Origin of the sequence: Streptomyces sp. NPDC048171, from assembly GCF_043202655.1 — a bacterium.
Lineage (GTDB): Bacteria > Actinomycetota > Actinomycetes > Streptomycetales > Streptomycetaceae > Streptomyces.
This window is the reverse complement of record NZ_JBIDAU010000017.1, coordinates 1-14737: the sequence shown is the minus strand read 5'-3', so window position 1 is coordinate 14737 and position 14737 is coordinate 1. Positions and strand designations below refer to the sequence as shown.

The 14737-nt window shown below is 69.1% G+C and carries 10 protein-coding genes, 1 pseudogene and 1 CRISPR repeat array; of the genes and pseudogenes, 8 read left to right on the top strand and 3 right to left on the bottom strand.

Features of this window, described 5'->3' with window-relative positions; genetic code table 11:
• The first annotated feature begins 72 nt into the window (after positions 1 to 72).
• The 3 genes from ACGF3J_RS35390 (at position 73) to ACGF3J_RS35380 (ending at position 1786) form a co-directional block, all read left to right on the top strand.
• A complete protein-coding gene (locus ACGF3J_RS35390) occupies positions 73 to 603 on the top strand; it encodes a GNAT family N-acetyltransferase (protein WP_393855635.1) in 531 nt (176 codons plus the stop codon).
• A 393-nt stretch (positions 604 to 996) separates the two neighbouring features.
• A complete protein-coding gene (locus tag ACGF3J_RS35385; protein ID WP_393855634.1) occupies positions 997 to 1323 on the top strand; it encodes a DUF4913 domain-containing protein in 327 nt (108 codons plus the stop codon).
• A gap of 229 nt (positions 1324 to 1552) precedes the next feature.
• Positions 1553 to 1786 carry a hypothetical protein gene (locus tag ACGF3J_RS35380; protein WP_393855633.1) on the top strand — a complete coding sequence of 78 codons (234 nt, stop codon included), beginning with the start codon at positions 1553 to 1555 and terminating at the stop codon, positions 1784 to 1786.
• A 122-nt stretch (positions 1787 to 1908) separates the two neighbouring features.
• Here ACGF3J_RS35380 and ACGF3J_RS35375 read toward each other — a convergent pair whose 3' ends face one another.
• On the bottom strand, positions 1909 to 2976 hold the full coding sequence (locus ACGF3J_RS35375; protein ID WP_393855632.1) for a multiprotein-bridging factor 1 family protein: 1068 nt from the start codon (positions 2974 to 2976) through the stop codon (positions 1909 to 1911).
• Between the two features lie 10 nt (positions 2977 to 2986).
• Complete coding sequence (locus ACGF3J_RS35370; RefSeq protein ID WP_393855631.1) at positions 2987 to 3271, bottom strand: hypothetical protein; 285 nt, start codon at positions 3269 to 3271, stop codon at positions 2987 to 2989.
• 714 nt (positions 3272 to 3985) lie between these two features.
• On the opposite strand from ACGF3J_RS35370, the gene ACGF3J_RS35365 reads away from it, so the two are divergent.
• The 3 genes and pseudogenes from ACGF3J_RS35365 to ACGF3J_RS35355 form a co-directional block, all read left to right on the top strand.
• Complete coding sequence (locus ACGF3J_RS35365; protein WP_393855630.1) at positions 3986 to 4435, top strand: hypothetical protein; 450 nt, start codon at positions 3986 to 3988, stop codon at positions 4433 to 4435.
• Between the two features lie 10 nt (positions 4436 to 4445).
• Positions 4446 to 4643, top strand: coding sequence for a hypothetical protein (locus ACGF3J_RS35360; RefSeq protein WP_393855629.1), 198 nt, complete (start codon positions 4446 to 4448; stop codon positions 4641 to 4643).
• A gap of 224 nt (positions 4644 to 4867) precedes the next feature.
• Positions 4868 to 5260 (top strand): annotated as a pseudogene (locus ACGF3J_RS35355) (transposase family protein); the annotation flags it as partial.
• 19 nt (positions 5261 to 5279) lie between these two features.
• On the opposite strand, the gene ACGF3J_RS35350 reads toward ACGF3J_RS35355, so the two are convergent.
• Positions 5280 to 5648, bottom strand: coding sequence for a hypothetical protein (locus ACGF3J_RS35350; protein WP_393855628.1), 369 nt, complete (start codon positions 5646 to 5648; stop codon positions 5280 to 5282).
• Between the two features lie 2316 nt (positions 5649 to 7964).
• Positions 7965 to 10667: a CRISPR direct-repeat array (repeat unit 25 nt; unit sequence CGGAACACCCCCGCGTCGGCGGGGA).
• A 484-nt stretch (positions 10668 to 11151) separates the two neighbouring features.
• Here ACGF3J_RS35350 and ACGF3J_RS35345 point away from each other — a divergent pair.
• Together ACGF3J_RS35345 and casA are read left to right on the top strand one after the other, a co-directional pair.
• The gene (locus ACGF3J_RS35345; RefSeq protein WP_393855627.1) at positions 11152 to 13947 is read left to right on the top strand and encodes a CRISPR-associated endonuclease Cas3''; all 2796 of its coding nucleotides are present in this window, start codon (positions 11152 to 11154) and stop codon (positions 13945 to 13947) included.
• 65 nt (positions 13948 to 14012) lie between these two features.
• On the top strand, positions 14013 to 14737 hold a 725-nt coding region (casA, locus tag ACGF3J_RS35340; protein ID WP_393855626.1), incomplete at its 3' end, for a type I-E CRISPR-associated protein Cse1/CasA.

The following is a 14737-nucleotide window of genomic DNA, read 5'->3' as shown; positions in this document are numbered from 1 at the left end:
TGATCACCCTTGCGCCAGATGGGCACTCGCACGAGAGTGGGGAGACCGCTACCGAGCCGAATGGAGGCGAGCTTGAGCGCCGCTGATCTGGCCGTCCGCCGCTACGGTCACGACGACCTCGCGCGGATCCGCCAGGCACTGATCGACGTGCATGCCGACGCCTATGGCGACGCCATGAATGAGGAGTTCAACCAGCGTTTCCCCTGGTTCGTAGATCACTGGGGTGGCCACCCTGATTTCGCCTGTGTCATCGCCTTCGACGGTAACGAGCCAGTGGCATTTGCCTACGGCGCTCCGGCGAAACCGGGTCGCGAATGGTGGCGCGAGCACCTGACGCCCGCGCCTGAGAAGAGCCGGACGTTTTCGTTCTCCGAGCTGGCCGTGCGCACGACGTGGCGCAAGACTGGAACTGCCGAGCGGGTAAGCCGGGTGTTGCTAGATAGCCGAGGTGAAGACCTCGTAGTACTGCTTGTCGATCTTGAACACTCAAAGGTGCAACACACGTACGAGGCGTGGGGCTTTCGGCAAGTTGGGGATCGCCAGCCGTTTCCAGACTCCCCGGTCTATGCTGTAATGCTCGCCGAACTGCCCCTCTCGAGCTGATCCGTCGGATCGATCGACTCACGTTGCAAGGTGTGGCGAAGCGATCAGAGCAGGTCTGCTGGCTTTGACCCCGCCGAGATCCGCGCCATGCGCAAGGGCACGGCCCTGCTCATGTCCACCGGCATGCCGGTCGCCCAGATCAGCCTCCGCCCCTGGTACGCGGAGCAGGCGATGGCGCACATCGGCCCGCAGATGAGGAGCAGGCCATCACGAAACGCGCGGTCGCCGCGTACGAGGAGCGGAAGGCGGCACGGTGACCGATGAACCCGACGACGTGCCCCAGATGGACGTGCCGGCCGGCATGTTCCAGGACATCGAAGACCTCAAGGCGAAGGTCGAGAAGCTCACTGCCCAGGATAAGGAGCTGACCGGGGACGAGGCGGGGAGCCGGGCGTGGCATCCGTCGGCGGGCAGCAGCTGGCCAGCGGGGAGGCCGCCGCCGACTTGGCAGGCGGGGAAGAGGACTGGCAGTACCCGCCGTTCATCCTGCTGTTGGATCCGCCGGGGTACGACGACGAGCTGCGGGCGCTGATCGAGTGGGTGGAGGGCGTGCTGGTGCCCGGCTACCTCGCCGAGCCGTCGGCCGACGCCCGCTGGTGCCACCTGTGGTTCGAGCACCCCGTCGCCGTGGCCCGCCTGCACGCGGGCTGGCTGGCCTGGCAGGAACTCACCGACCCCGCCCCTTGCGGCTACGCCGGACCTAGCGCCTGGCACCCGTGACCACCTGGACCCGGTCATGCGTGAGCTGCGCGCGCCCGCCGGATCACTCACGGGCTGTACCAAAGGCGAGCACCAAATCGGGCACCGCCAGCCCAGCCCGGTGCCCAGCGCCTGACAGCATGAGGACACGTGATCAAGGAGGGCACCCGCGCTGTGAACCGCTTCTCCGCGAGGGACTCCCGGCGCAGCGCCGTCGGTCGTCGGCCGCAGCCGCGCGAGGGAGGCAGGTGTGGATGACCTCCCGACCGTGCGCGCGCAGGAGTACGAGGAGACGTTCAACGAGCTGCTCCAGGCGGCCAGCCGTCTCGACAGACTGCGCCGTCTGGAAGGCGGCGGAGTCGACGCCCACGGCACCGCGGCCATGCACGCGGTCGAGTTCACCGCCGCCATCCTGTGGCCCGTGACCCACAAGGCACGCCGCCGCCAGACTTCCGGCACGACACGGCATGGCAGGTCAAGCTGATCGCCAACTGGCGAGAGGCCGCCCTGGGACTCGGCGAGTTCACCCCCGAGCGCCCGCGGCTTCACGTCGTCCGGGATCACCTGCGATGAACGTACTGGGGCCCGGACGACGTGCATGGCCTCCTACGAGCGGTTGTTGTTCGACCGCCGGAGAGCTTCAGTCACAGCCTGAGGCGCGGCAGACGGACGATCCGCCAGCAGATCCCGATAGAGACACTCCTCCGTCTCACGGAAGAACCGCAGCTGTCGTGGTGGGATGTAGCGCTGAAGGTGCACCAGGTACCTTGCGGTCCTCGCGTCCAGGACGGGCTTCTTGCTCCCGTGCAGCACCTCGTTGCACACGTGCGTTCCGGAACCGCCTGGATGCTCCCGGACGTACATGTACGGCATGTCTTCCACTGGGGCCGCGTCCCAGCGGGCGACCTTTCGAGTGTGAGGCGACTCCCGAGAGACGGTTTTGACCTGGGCAAGGGTCGCCGTGAGGCGTTCCACTAGCTCGGCAACCGAGATGGCCGAACCTGTGGCCTGTGTGTGAGCGCTGACGTAGGCCGCCTGAGCGTCGGCATCATCCTTTAGGGCCGTGAAGCCGGACTGGAGATCAGAAGGGACACCCCTGACCTTGAACCAGGCACGGAACCACGGTTCCAGCGCCTTCCCCGTGATGCCGCACACCCGGAGGTAGGCGGCGTACTGCCGGAAGTCCCTGGGGACGGCGTGCGCGGTGGAGATGACGTGGGCCGTGGATCGCGGCACCTGCCCCCTCGACGCCTTCTCCACCGACCGGGTGGAGGGGCGCCCCGAACAGGCCCAGACGTCCCGCAGTGCTCCCGACAGGTCACCCTCGTCACGGACGTACTGCGGCTTTGGCAGCACATTCGAGCGGCGCGCAGCCATACGGGACCGATCGAATGCCCTGGCTGCCTTGGTCCACAGGTCCACGATCTTCAACCCGCGATCGTCAGCCGGCTGCGGGTCCAGCATGATGCACATGAGCACGTACTGGATCACCACGGCGACGGCCGGCAGATGCTTTCCGCTGGCCGCTCGCTTCAGGGTCGCAGCCGAGTAGCACGACTCCTTGGCGAGTTCCGTGTACGTCAGGCCTGCCTGCCGACGCATCGAGCGCAGGTACTCGGCGAGGTCGCCGAGTTCTGGGATGTTGTGGTCGACGGGGGCTTCTGGGCGTGCCACAGCTCCCCCTTCAGTTTCCCGAGCCGGGAGCCAGTACGGCGTTCAGCAGGCGCCGGACGGCCCGTCGCCGCGAGCGGCTGTGGCTGCCGGCGGCGAGCATCACGGGAACGCTGACGCCCCCCGCGACGGTCAAGAGCACGACTGTGTCCTGGACGCTGGTCTGGGCGACCAGGCGCAGCACGACCGCCGCGGTGAGGAAGCCGAGGATCACCAGCGCCTGCGGCATGCCGAATCCCTGCGCCACGGGCGGCGCAGCATGGGGGCCGTCGCCCGATGCGTTCTTCTTGATGGCCATGATCGTTCCTGTCCGAGGCGGCGGCTCCCGAAGGGGCCGCCGCCTCCTTGCTGCTGACATGTAGTCGAATCGGGGGATCGCGGGACACCTCTGCGAAGCGCCCCGGATGCGATCGATGATCCGAGCGGTCCTTGCGGTCACGGACCGTTGGCGTACAGTCCGTTGGGTCGACGTGGGGACCACCACATCCAACGATTCCAGGAACAGCGGCCGTTTCACTAACGGCCGATGCGTTGGCTCAGAGACCGTCCCACTTGAAGTTGACGCCCGCGAGAGCCGTGAGCTGCGGCCCCGCTCGCCGTCAAGGGGTTGGCTCACGGAGTGTCCAGCTTTTGGGCGGGACCTTCCCACCCAACTGGGTACACCATGAATCTGTCGCCAGCGACTCCGTGTAAACGGGCTCGCCGAGCGGTGCCCTGTATTGCTGCTGACACTCAATCCGGGGACTCACCGGGCCGCGATTGGCGCGCGGCTCAACGAAATAAGGGCTGATGACCGCCGCTTGGCAGCGGCGTCCTCAGCCCGGATGCGTCGGTGACGCGAAGGTTGATTCGAGACCCCGCGTCACCGTTTGGGAGGCCCGCACCGCCATGGTGCGGGCCTCCAGCCGTTTCTCGCAGCTGCCGGCTGCGGCCGCGGCGGGACTCGATGCCGGTGCCGGGCCGGGAATCGGTGCTGGGGCCCGACGTCGGGGGAGTACCGCCCGGAGGCCGCGTGACGGTGGTCGACCGGCTTCGTGCCGCCGCGGCGCTCGGCCGGGCGGGCAGGGTGGAGCCCGGCTCGCTGACCGCCCGCTGGGCCGGCGGTGCGCAGGGCGTGGCGCTGCTGCTGCTCCCATTCCCGCTGGTCTGGAGCGAGCGTTGCGCGTCGGGCGAGTTCACCGAGAAGCCGGCCGGTGGCTGCTTCCTGCCGCAGCACCTTGCCCGGCACCTGGGCGACTTGGACGCCGCGCAGCGGGTGTTCTGGTTCACCCAAACCCACACTGGCCGGCCGGGCGCACGCAGCATGCGGCCCAGTCCCCTCAGTCGTCTCCTGCGCCGCCAGCAGACGCAACCGGACACCGGTGACACCGTCGCCCGATCCGTTCAGTCGATGTTCAGCGGCGACTGGTGCATGGAAGACGACCTTCGGGCGTTCCTCCTGAGCCTGCTCGTCACACGATGAGGAGGGCATCATGCCGTTCACCGTCACAGGCGCGTTCGATGACGGGGCGACCTACAGCGTGCAGGTCACCGGGCGGGCCGACCGCCCGGCGATCGGGTCGCACCGCGCCACCGCGACGGCAGAACGCTGGGACGGCCGATGGATGATTACCGAGGTGAACACCCAGGGTGGCTCGGGGTGGACATGGAAGGGATGGAGCGCCCTCTGAGCGCTGTCCTTCCGGTCACTGTGGAGGGTAAGGGCACTTCGGACGACCTGGTGGGGGCTGCCCACGCGTCCGGGTCGCCGCACCTGTCCCGTCCCGTCGCGGGCCCGTCCGGGTCCGGAGGACGCCCCGAGCGGCTCGGGCGGAGGGAAGTCCGGAGGACGCCCGACGGGCGAGGACCTCCGGATCGATCGCGGGCTGCGCGGGCGCCGGCTCACCGTCCGGGACACTCGACAAATCTGCAGGTCGTCATCGACGCCAACAGCCGCCTGGTCGTGGCCGTCGGCGAGCCACTGCCCGGCAGCCGCAACGACTGCCGGGCTTTCACCGAGTCGGGTGTCGACATCGCCTGCCGAGGCGTTCCGGTGGTCGCCGATGGCGGCTACCAAGGCACCGGCCTGCTCATTCCTCACCGCCGACGACGCGGTCAGAAAGCCCTGAGCCCGCAACAGGAAGCCGAGAACAAGGTGCACCGCAAGGCCCGCGCTCGCGTCGAGCATGCCCTGTCCCGCCTGAAGAACTGGAAAGTCCTGCGGGACTGCCGCCTCAAGGGCGATGGCGTTCACCAAGCCATGCTCGGCATCGCCCGACTACACAACCTGGCTCTCACCGGTCGGTGATCGTCTCAGCCGACTGCTGTCAGGTGCCGTGAGACGGTGGTTCGATGGCCAGAACTGGGAGGCCGAGCTCTTGGGGCCACCCAGGTCGCCATCGACTGAGCCATTCATCGAAGTCTTCCCGCAAGAACTGGCGATCTACTGGTTTCAGCCGAACCTGGGGCCGTTCATCGACCCACCAGACCTCAAACTCAGTCTCGGTGCCCTCAGCCGGCCACTGAGCGGCATCCTCCGGCAGCAACAGCACGTCGACGAAGCCCCTGACGGCAAGCCCGATGTCAACGAAGACGCCGATCGTGCCCGGCCTCGGTATCTGGACCACCCTTCCGGAAACACGCTGCCCGAAGTGCAGTCGACGACGTATCTCCTCCCACTCCACCATGCTCACCATCAGGTCATCTTCCCGGGTGCCGACCTCATACGGGACAACCTTTAGGCTCCGAATACCCGCAGGAGGACGAGCAGTCCGGCCACGCTGGCCGCCCACTCGTCGGAAGACCCACGCGTCGGCCGGGGGGACGACACGGCGACGGACACGTTCAGCGGCGACGACGGAACACCCTGCGTCGGCGGGAGGAGTTCGTGGCGAGCTGGTCGCGCCGCGCGATGACCGGAACACCCCCGCGTTGGCGGGGAGGACGTGAAGACGTGCAGCGACGATTCTCGCTCCTGCGGAACGCCCACGCGTCGGCAGGGAGGACTTCGTCGGTGCGGGTGGGGCCAGCCGGGGCGACGGAGCACCCCCGCGTCGGCCGGGAGGAGGCCAGCGCACAGGGCGGCATTAGGCCGGAGGGCGGAGCACCCCCGCGTCGGCGGGGAAGACGGGGGTGGTGGTCTCAGTCATGCGCGGGTCTCCGGAACATCCCCGCGTCGGCGGGGAGGACCGGGCGATACCGCCCGTCTCAACGAACCGCCCCGGAACACCCCCGCGTCGGCAGGGAGGCCCCGCGAACTCGTCGAACCTCTCCTTCCAGTCCGGAACACTCCTGCGTCGGCAGGGAGCACCGCGCCAAGCGGTGCCGACAGCGCTTCGTGGGTGGAGCACCCCGCGTCGGCGGGAAGGATTTCGACTACCTGTTCGTTGACGAGATCCACAATGGAAGACCCCTGCGTCGGCAGGGAGGACATCGTCCACTCGAAGCCCGCGACCTCGTCCTGCGGAACACCCCCGCGTCCGCGGGGAAAAACGAAGGCGTCTACATCCAGCACTGGCTGGACGACGGATCACCCCCGCGTCGGCGGGAAGGACCCCTACGTCGAGATCGCCCGTCGGCTCGACGGCGGAGCACCCCCGCGTCAGCGGGGAGGACTGGGGGACGGGGGCCCGGCCGGGTCGCGTCAACGGAACACCCCCGCGTCGGCGGGAAGGACCGGCCCCGCGACTCCATGACCGACACCCAAGGCGGAACACCCCCGCGTCGGCGGGGAGGACAAGGCGGCCACCAGGGCCGCCAGGATGATCAGCAGAACACCCCCGCGTCAACAGGGAGGGCCTCGTGAGCGACGGCGCACCCGTACATCACGCCGGAACACCCCCGCGTTGGCGGGGAGGACAAGCCGGGCTGGAGCATGCCGCCGTTGTCGTACGGAGGACTCCCGCGTCGGCGGGGAGGGCATTGCTGAGCTCGACCTACGCCGCGTCGTCTCCGGAACACCCCCGTGGCGCCAGGGAGGACGAGGTGGTCTTCCCGTGGTGGTCGCGAAACCTCGGAACACCCCCGCGTCGGCGGGGAGGACTCCGTGTGGTGTCCGCAGTCCACCATCGCGATGCGCGGAACACACCCGTGTCGGCGGGGAGGACTGGTCGCGAATGGCGCCCTGCCACTGCCTGACCGGAGCACCCCCGCATTGGCGAGGAAGGCTCCGAGCCGGGCACCCCCGAGTACAGGATCGTCGGAACCCCCCCCGCGTCGGCGGGGAGGACGACGACGGCTGGGCCATCCACGACTACCTCGACGGAAGACCCCTGCGTCGGCGGGGAAGATCAGCGTCGGCCACGAGGACCATCCTGTCTGATCGGTGCATCCGGGTGTCGGCCGGCAACTTGGCGTTCCTGTACATCGTGCTCCCCACCGTCGGAGCACCCCCGCGCGGTATGGAGGACGGGGTGTACTCCGAAACGGCCTGGGTCGTGTGCGGATCACCCCCTCGTCGGCGGGGAGGAGTTGTGGCACCCCTCGAACCCGACATGCCAGGGCGGAACACCCCCGCGTTGGCGGGGAGGACAGCCACCACCGGTACGTGCTGCCGTCGCCGACCGGGGAGAACGGCGGCGGTCATCGAGCGCTTCTGCATGGTCACGGAACACCCGCGTCGGCGGGGAGGACGGAGCCTGGCTCCTTACCGCAGCCACCACCGCCGGAACACCCCGCGTCGGCGGGGACGACCAGAGGTGCTGCAGCAGGATCAGCGCGGCCAGCGGAACACCCCCGCGTTGGCGAGGAGGGCGACGCGTCGCCGTACTGGCCTCAGCCGCAGAACGGAACACCCCTGCGTCGGCAGGGAGGACGCGCAGCGCCGGAAATGGCACATCCGCGACCTCGGAACACCCTGCGTCAGCAGGGAGGACCTCCCGCCCCACCTCAGCCCTGAAGTGGAACTTCCTCGCCTCGGCGGGGAGGACGAGTCCGTACGGCAGACCTGGGGCGACCGGAAGGGAACACCCCCCGGGACGACGGCATTACCACCAGAGCCTGATGGACGGAGCACCCCGCGTCGGCGGGGAGAACCGCTGCTCAGCAATGTCATCGACCGCGTCTCCCGGAGCACCCCCGCGTCGGCGGGGAAGACACGCCGTCCGGCGGCACCCCTGACGGCATCACCGGAAGACCCCCGCGTCGGCGGGGAGGGCACCTACCGGGCCGGTGCGCGGATGGCCGTGCACGGAACACCCTCGCGTCGGCGGGGAGGACGCTCTGCTTCAGCGCGTCCGTGGTCCGCTCCGGAACACCCCCCCCGCGTCGGCGGGGAGGACGAGGCAAACCGCTTGCCGGCCACTCAGCAGAGCGGAACACCCCCACGTCGGCAGGGAGGACACCTACCGCGCCGCGAACGGTCGGCACTGCGGTGGGTCACCCCCGCGTTGGCGGGGAGGGCGACCGCTACTTCACCATGGTGCAGCCCTCGGCCGGACCACCACCCACGTCGCGGGGAGGACGGCAATGTCGACCTCTCCGACTTCCAGCGCCGCGGAACACCCCCCGTCGGTGGTGAGGACCTAACCACCGAAGCGGAGCTCAAAGACTGGATCGGAACACCCCCGCGTCGGCGGGGAGGACGCGATGGGCTCTGCCCGGAGGCGTTTGCCCTGCGGAACACCCCCGCGTCGGCGGGGAGGACGCGGCTCTGTGGGGAGTTCTGCACTCGATCGACGGAACACCCCCGCGTCGGCGGGGAGGACGTGATGGTGAAGCGGTGGTGGACGGCACCGTCCGGAACACCCCCGCGTCGGCGGGGAGGACGTAGGCCGGGGACGCCGCCTCACGTTCCGGGCCGGAACATCCCCGCGTCGGCGGGGAGGACCTGGTGCTGATCCTCGCGGAGGCGTACTACGGCGGAACACCCCCGCGTCGGCGGGGAGGGCCCCTCCTCCACAAGCGGAGCCGAGGCAGGTACCGGAACACCCCCGCGTCGGCGGGGAGGACGCTGGCACGGGCGTCGTCACCGACGTGCTCGTCGGAACACCCCCGCGTCGGCGGGGAGGACGTCTGGGGTTGCTCGTCCCCACGCTCGATGACCGGAACACCCCTGCGTCGGCGGGGAGGACGGCCCGGCCCACGGCCCGGCCGCCGCTCCTGTCGGAACACCCCCGCGACGGCGGGGAGGACGCCTTCAGCTCGTCTCGTTCCTTCGAAACAGCCGGAACACCCCCGCGTCGGCGGGGAGGACCTTGAGCCCGGACTGCACGACGAGCTGCGGCTCGGAACACCCCCGCGTCGGCGGGGAAGACTGGTGCTCTCGGCATCGTCCGTCCCGGAAGGTCGGAACACCTCCGCGTGGGCGGGGAAGACTTAGAGACGCACGGCACCCCCGACGTCATCGGCGGAACACCCCCGCGTCGGCGGGGAAGACTTCAGGAGTTCGGGGAGGTGGTCCTCCAGGAACGGAACACCCCCGCGTCGGCGGGGACAACGTCGTCTCGACGACGTTCAGCCGCCACACCTTCGGAGCACCCCGCGTCGGTCGAGGGAGACGGTGTCCTGGAGGCCATCACGACGGTCTGCGCCAGAACACCCCCGCGTCTGCGGGGAAGACCGACGAATCCGGTCCGGTCGTCCGCACTATGGCGCACCCCCGCGTTGGCGAGGAAGACCCGTCCGCGTCCGAGCCGCTCCAGCCTTGCGCCGGAGCACCCCCGCGTCGGCGGGGAGGACTTCACCTCCGTCTTCCAGGAGTGGCGAGACAACGGAACACCCCCGCGTCGGCGGGAGGACGGCCTGGCCTACGTGACCAGGGCATCGCCGCCGGGACACCCCCGCGTCGGCGGGGAGGGCGCGGCCCCGTTCCCCACCTCCCTGGTGGGCGCCGGGACACCCCCGCGTCGGCGGGGAGGGCCAAGACCGAACACTTTCCCTCCTGAGCTGGGACGGAACACCCCGTGTCGGTCGGCGGGGAGGACGCGTGCATGGCACGCTCCTGCTCCAGGAGAACCGGAGCACCCCCGCTCGGCGGGGAGGACGGCCGGGCACCCTCGTGCCCAACCGCACCTACACCGGATCCCCCCTGGTTGGCGGGAAGGACGCTGCGCGAGCCAGTCCAGCCACCCGGTGTCCGGAGCACCCCCGCGTCGGCGGGGAGGACAACGTCACCGTGTAGCCGCCTGTCGCGCCGAGTGGAACACCCTCGCATCGGCGGGGAGGACTCGACCAGGTACCAGGCGACCTCCGGGGAGAGCGGAACACTCCCGCGTCGGCGGGGAGGACTGCGCCGGGGTGCAGACCATGACCGCGCTCGGCGGAACACCCCAGCGTCGGCGGGGAGGACCGTACACGGCGAGCACCGTGCTCCCGTCCAGCCGGAACACTCCCGCGTCGGCAGGGAGGACCTCACCCAGAGCGGCCTCACGTTCCCTCTCGTCGGAAACCCCCGCGTCGGCGGGGAGGACCGGCAGACCCTCACCACCCAGCTCACCTCGATCGGAACACCCCCGCGTCGGCGGGGGAGACTGGTCCACGATGCGGGGCACGCGGGTGCTCGGCGAAACACCCCCGCGTCGGCGGGGAGGACACGGGATGAGTGCGCTGCGGAAGATGCTGAATCGGAACACCCTCGCGTCGGCGGGGAGGACGCCCGCCTTGATGTTGCGGAACACGGTGGCGGCCGGAGCACCCCGGCGACGGCTGGGAGGACCGCCAGCGCCGGTTGTCCTTGTCGCCGGTCGTCGGAACATCCCCGCGTCGGCGGGGAGGGCATCCCGGTTCCGGGGGTCGACAGCGCCGGCACCGGAACATCGCTGGTAGCAGGGCATCTCGTCCTGTGGTGTATCCCTGTGACGCGGAGACGTGTTCAGCCAGTGGGGGTTGTCGGCAAATGAGGGGTGACGGACCCCTTTGGGGTCCGTCACCGTTGGCTCAGATGAGCCAGCTGACGAGTTCGGTGATCAGGGCGCGGATGACCGCGGTGACCACTACGCGTGAGGTCTCGAGGAGTACCTCGCGGCGCAGGACGAACTTGTGCAGGAACCGGGACATTGCATCTCCAGAGCGCAGACTGAGCCGAGGGTGACGCTCATCCCTCGAGAGGGTCGTGCGTTCTGCTCGGCGTTGCCGTCGCCTGGAAATTCAATGCGGTTCCGCGCACCTCCCCGGGAGGCGTGCAGCGGTATGTACTCTACGGCGGAAACCCGTTGGCGGGACGGTGCTTGAGGCTTTTACCCCCCGTCGGCCTTCAACGAGATGAAGCAGGATGAACGGGGAGCTGCGCCGGGGTTTCTGCCGCGGCCCTTCGAGATGCGTCTGCACTGGATCCGTGACGAGGAGCAGCTCATGTCCCTGGATTCCCGCCTGTGGGGCAAGGCTGCCGGGCTGGGCAAGAATCCCGCCGGGGCTCACCACACGCATCCTTTGATCTGTCATCTGCTGGATACGGCAGCTGTCGCGCAGGTCGTCTGGGATGAGTTGCTGACCTCGCGCCAGCGGAGCATGGTGGCCGGGGCGCTGCAGGTTGCGGACGGGGAGGCGCGGGCGCTCGCGGCGTTCTGGGCGGGACTGCACGACATCGGGAAGATCAGTGTGCCGTTCCAGCTGCACCGCAACGGCCCGAAGTACGCGGACGGGCAGCTGCTGGCGCAGGAGCTGGGCGCTGAACACGGGTACGGGTTCGCGGCCGGTGCCGCGCAGGATGGGCAGTCGCATGAGGCGGCGGCGCACTGGTGGCTGGCGGGGGTCTTCGAGGAGATCGGCTATCCGTCGTCGAAGCGGCGTCCGCAGTCTCGGCTCAGTCACGCGGTGGCCCAGATGCTCGGTGGGCACGGCGGCCGCTTCCACCCGGTCGTCTACGCCAAGGACTACCGGTGCCCTGTCGCCCGTCACCCTGGTCTGGGCGCGGGCAGGTGGGAGGAGCAGCGGCGGGTTCACTTCGAGGAGGTGCGCCGGGTGACGGGGGCGGTATCGGTTCCGCAAGGGCGGATGACGCCGGGCGCGGCTGTCGTCTTGACGGGGCTGGTGACCCTGTCGGACTGGCTGGCCAGTATCGACGAAGAGATTCGGGCCAGGCTCAGGGAGGAGGGATGGGCCGGCACGAGGGACGACTTGGACGCCTACTGGCCAGTTGCCCGGGCGGCGGCTCTGCGTCTGGTGGAGCAGAGCGACCTGGCCGGGACGGGGTTCGCCCGGCCAGAGCCGGTCCAGTGCGCGGGTGAGACCAGCCTTGCGGACAGTGTGGAAGCCCAGTTGCCTGATCTTGTGTCCGCGCACGGGCCGGGCTTGGTGGTGGTGACGGCTCCGGCGTCACAGGAGCGCACGCAGGCGGCTCTTCGTGCGGCAGCGGTCCTCGGGCATGCGGTGGACGCGCGCGGTCTGTTCTATGCGCTGCCGACCGGTTCGGCGGCCGACAGCCACATGGCGCAGCTGCACGCTTTTGCTGAGCAGGCCCTGACGGGCCCCTGGCGCTCGCTCCTGCTGCACAGCTCGTCGCGGTTGAAGCCGGCGGAAGCCGCGCAGCAGTGGGTGCATGCCCACGCTTCCGGCGACGTGAGTGCGGAGCCTGGTGAGGAGTGGGTTGTGGCAGCGAACAGCTGGCTCAATTCCCATCACCGCGCTCTCCTGGCGGCACTGGGCACGGGGACGGTGGACGAACTTCTCCAGGCGGTCATGCCGGTGCAGTTCAACGTGATGCGGCTCTTTGCCTTCTCCGGCAAGGTCGTCGTGGTGGATGAGGCCCATGCCCGCGGCGCCTGGGGTCAGAAGCTGATGCTCCGGTTCCTGGAGTGGGCCGCTGCGCTGCAGATTCCCGTTGTCCTGGCTGCGATGTCTGCGGACAAGTCGGTGGACGCGATGCTGGCGGCCTATCGCCGTGGTGCTGGAGGCGGCAAGGAGGCGATGGTGCAGCCTCGCCGGCCGCCGGCGTGGTCGTTCGTGGACGCACAGTCCGCAACGGGGCACCTGCCCCGTCAGCCCGCAGGAACCGTTGATGCTGCCACGCTCAGCATCGAGGTCGTTGATGGTGCGCCGTACGACGAGATCCAGGCAGCGCTTGCCCCCTTGGCCGAAGCCGGCAAGGGCCGGGCTGTCATCTACCGGCCGACGCCTGTGGAAGCCATCTCTACGTTCCGTCAGCTCTCGCAGGACCTGCCCGGCCTTGAGGTGACCCTGGTTCATGAGCAGATGCGCAACAAGGACCGGTGGCGGCGTCTCGCGGCCTGCCGGAGCACGTTCTCTCCCCACGGTGGCGTCAGCGGTCCTTCCGTGCTGGTGACGACGCCGATGCTGGAACACGTCAGGGGTCTGCGCTTCGACTTCGTCGTTTCGGGGCCGGCGCCGCTCGCGAGCCTGCTGACCCGTGCGGGACAGAGCTCAGGGGGCCGGCCGCGGCTCGTGGTGCTCCGAGCGGACAGCACCTCCGAGCTGGACGACGTTGCGCTGGTGCGGCGTACTGGACTGGTCTTGGGGGCCGGCCGGACGGTTTCCCTGCCGGAGGACGTGCCCGCGTTGTTGGACGAGGTGTACGCCGATGAGCTCGTCGACAGGCTGGGGGAGGCTGCGGGGCGTGAGCTCCAGCAGCTCGACAACCGGCGGACGGTCCGGGAGCGAAGGGCCACGGGTACTGTGGGCTGGCTGCAGGTGCCGGGGCCGTGGGAACTCGATGGCGACCTCGGACTGCTGAGCCGCGACCACCCTGGTATGGAGCCCGGGCTGCTTCCTTCCGTGCTCGGCGAGGACCTGGTGCATGTGGTGTGCCTGTACCCGGGGTCTCTCCTGGAAGAGGGGGTCTTCGAGGAGAAGCTTGCGTTCGAGTCCAAGCGCAAGCGCAGACCGAGGCCGGGCCAGCTCGTCCCCTACCTGATCCCCGTACCGCAGCGGCTCGTCGACGGCGTGAAGGGCGATGCAAACACGGTCTGGCGCGGCATGGCCGCCCTCAAGAGCGTCCTCCGGCTGAACATGACCCTGGAAGACGGTACGTGGGCGCGAACCGGTGAGAGGCACCGATTCCATGTAAGTGAACTCGGCCTGATGGTCGACCGGTTGCCTTAACGACCTACATTCTCCCCTGTTGTCCTTCTAGTATTCGGTGACGCGCAACGAGGGGGGAGGGGCGCGTGACCACGTCTGTGTCCAATTTGATCGACCAGCCCTGGATTCCGGTCGCTTGGGTGGAGGGGCAGTCAGGCCCACCCGAAGTGGGGCTCAGGGAGCTGTTTGTGCATGCCCGAGAGATCCGCACTCTGCTGATCCCGGAGGCTCCGGCTCTCTCGGCGCTGCTGCGCTTGCTGTATGCGCTGACCGCCCGGATCACCGCTCTGGACGAGGCTGGACCCGGAAGCTGGGGCGACCGGCGCGAACAGCTCCTCGAAGAGGGGCTTGTCGAGCAAAGCATCGACCTGCCTGACGGCCGCAAAGCCGGCATCGACGGCTACTTCGGTCAGTGGAGCCACCGCTTCGACCTGTTCGACGTTGACCGTCCGTGGCTGCAGGACCCTCGCCTCCCGGACCAGTGCGACCAGAACAAGACGGCCGGCGTGCACAAACTGGTCATGAGCCGGGCAGCAGGCAACAACCACTCCTGGTTCGAGCACTGGAGCCACGACAGTCCCATATCTCCCGATCTCTCGCAGACGGCATTATCGCTGCTCACCTGGCACTACTGGGGAGACCCCGGCGCCCTTTCCAGACGTGCGGTCGGACAGGTGAGCAGCCACTACGCGAAAGCTTCACCCCTGCGAGCCGCGCTGTCGTACCACCCTCAGTGCGACAACCTGCTCCTGACGCTGCTGGCCGGCCTCACACCGCCGGACGGCGACGTCAGCCGGCACACGGACCTGTG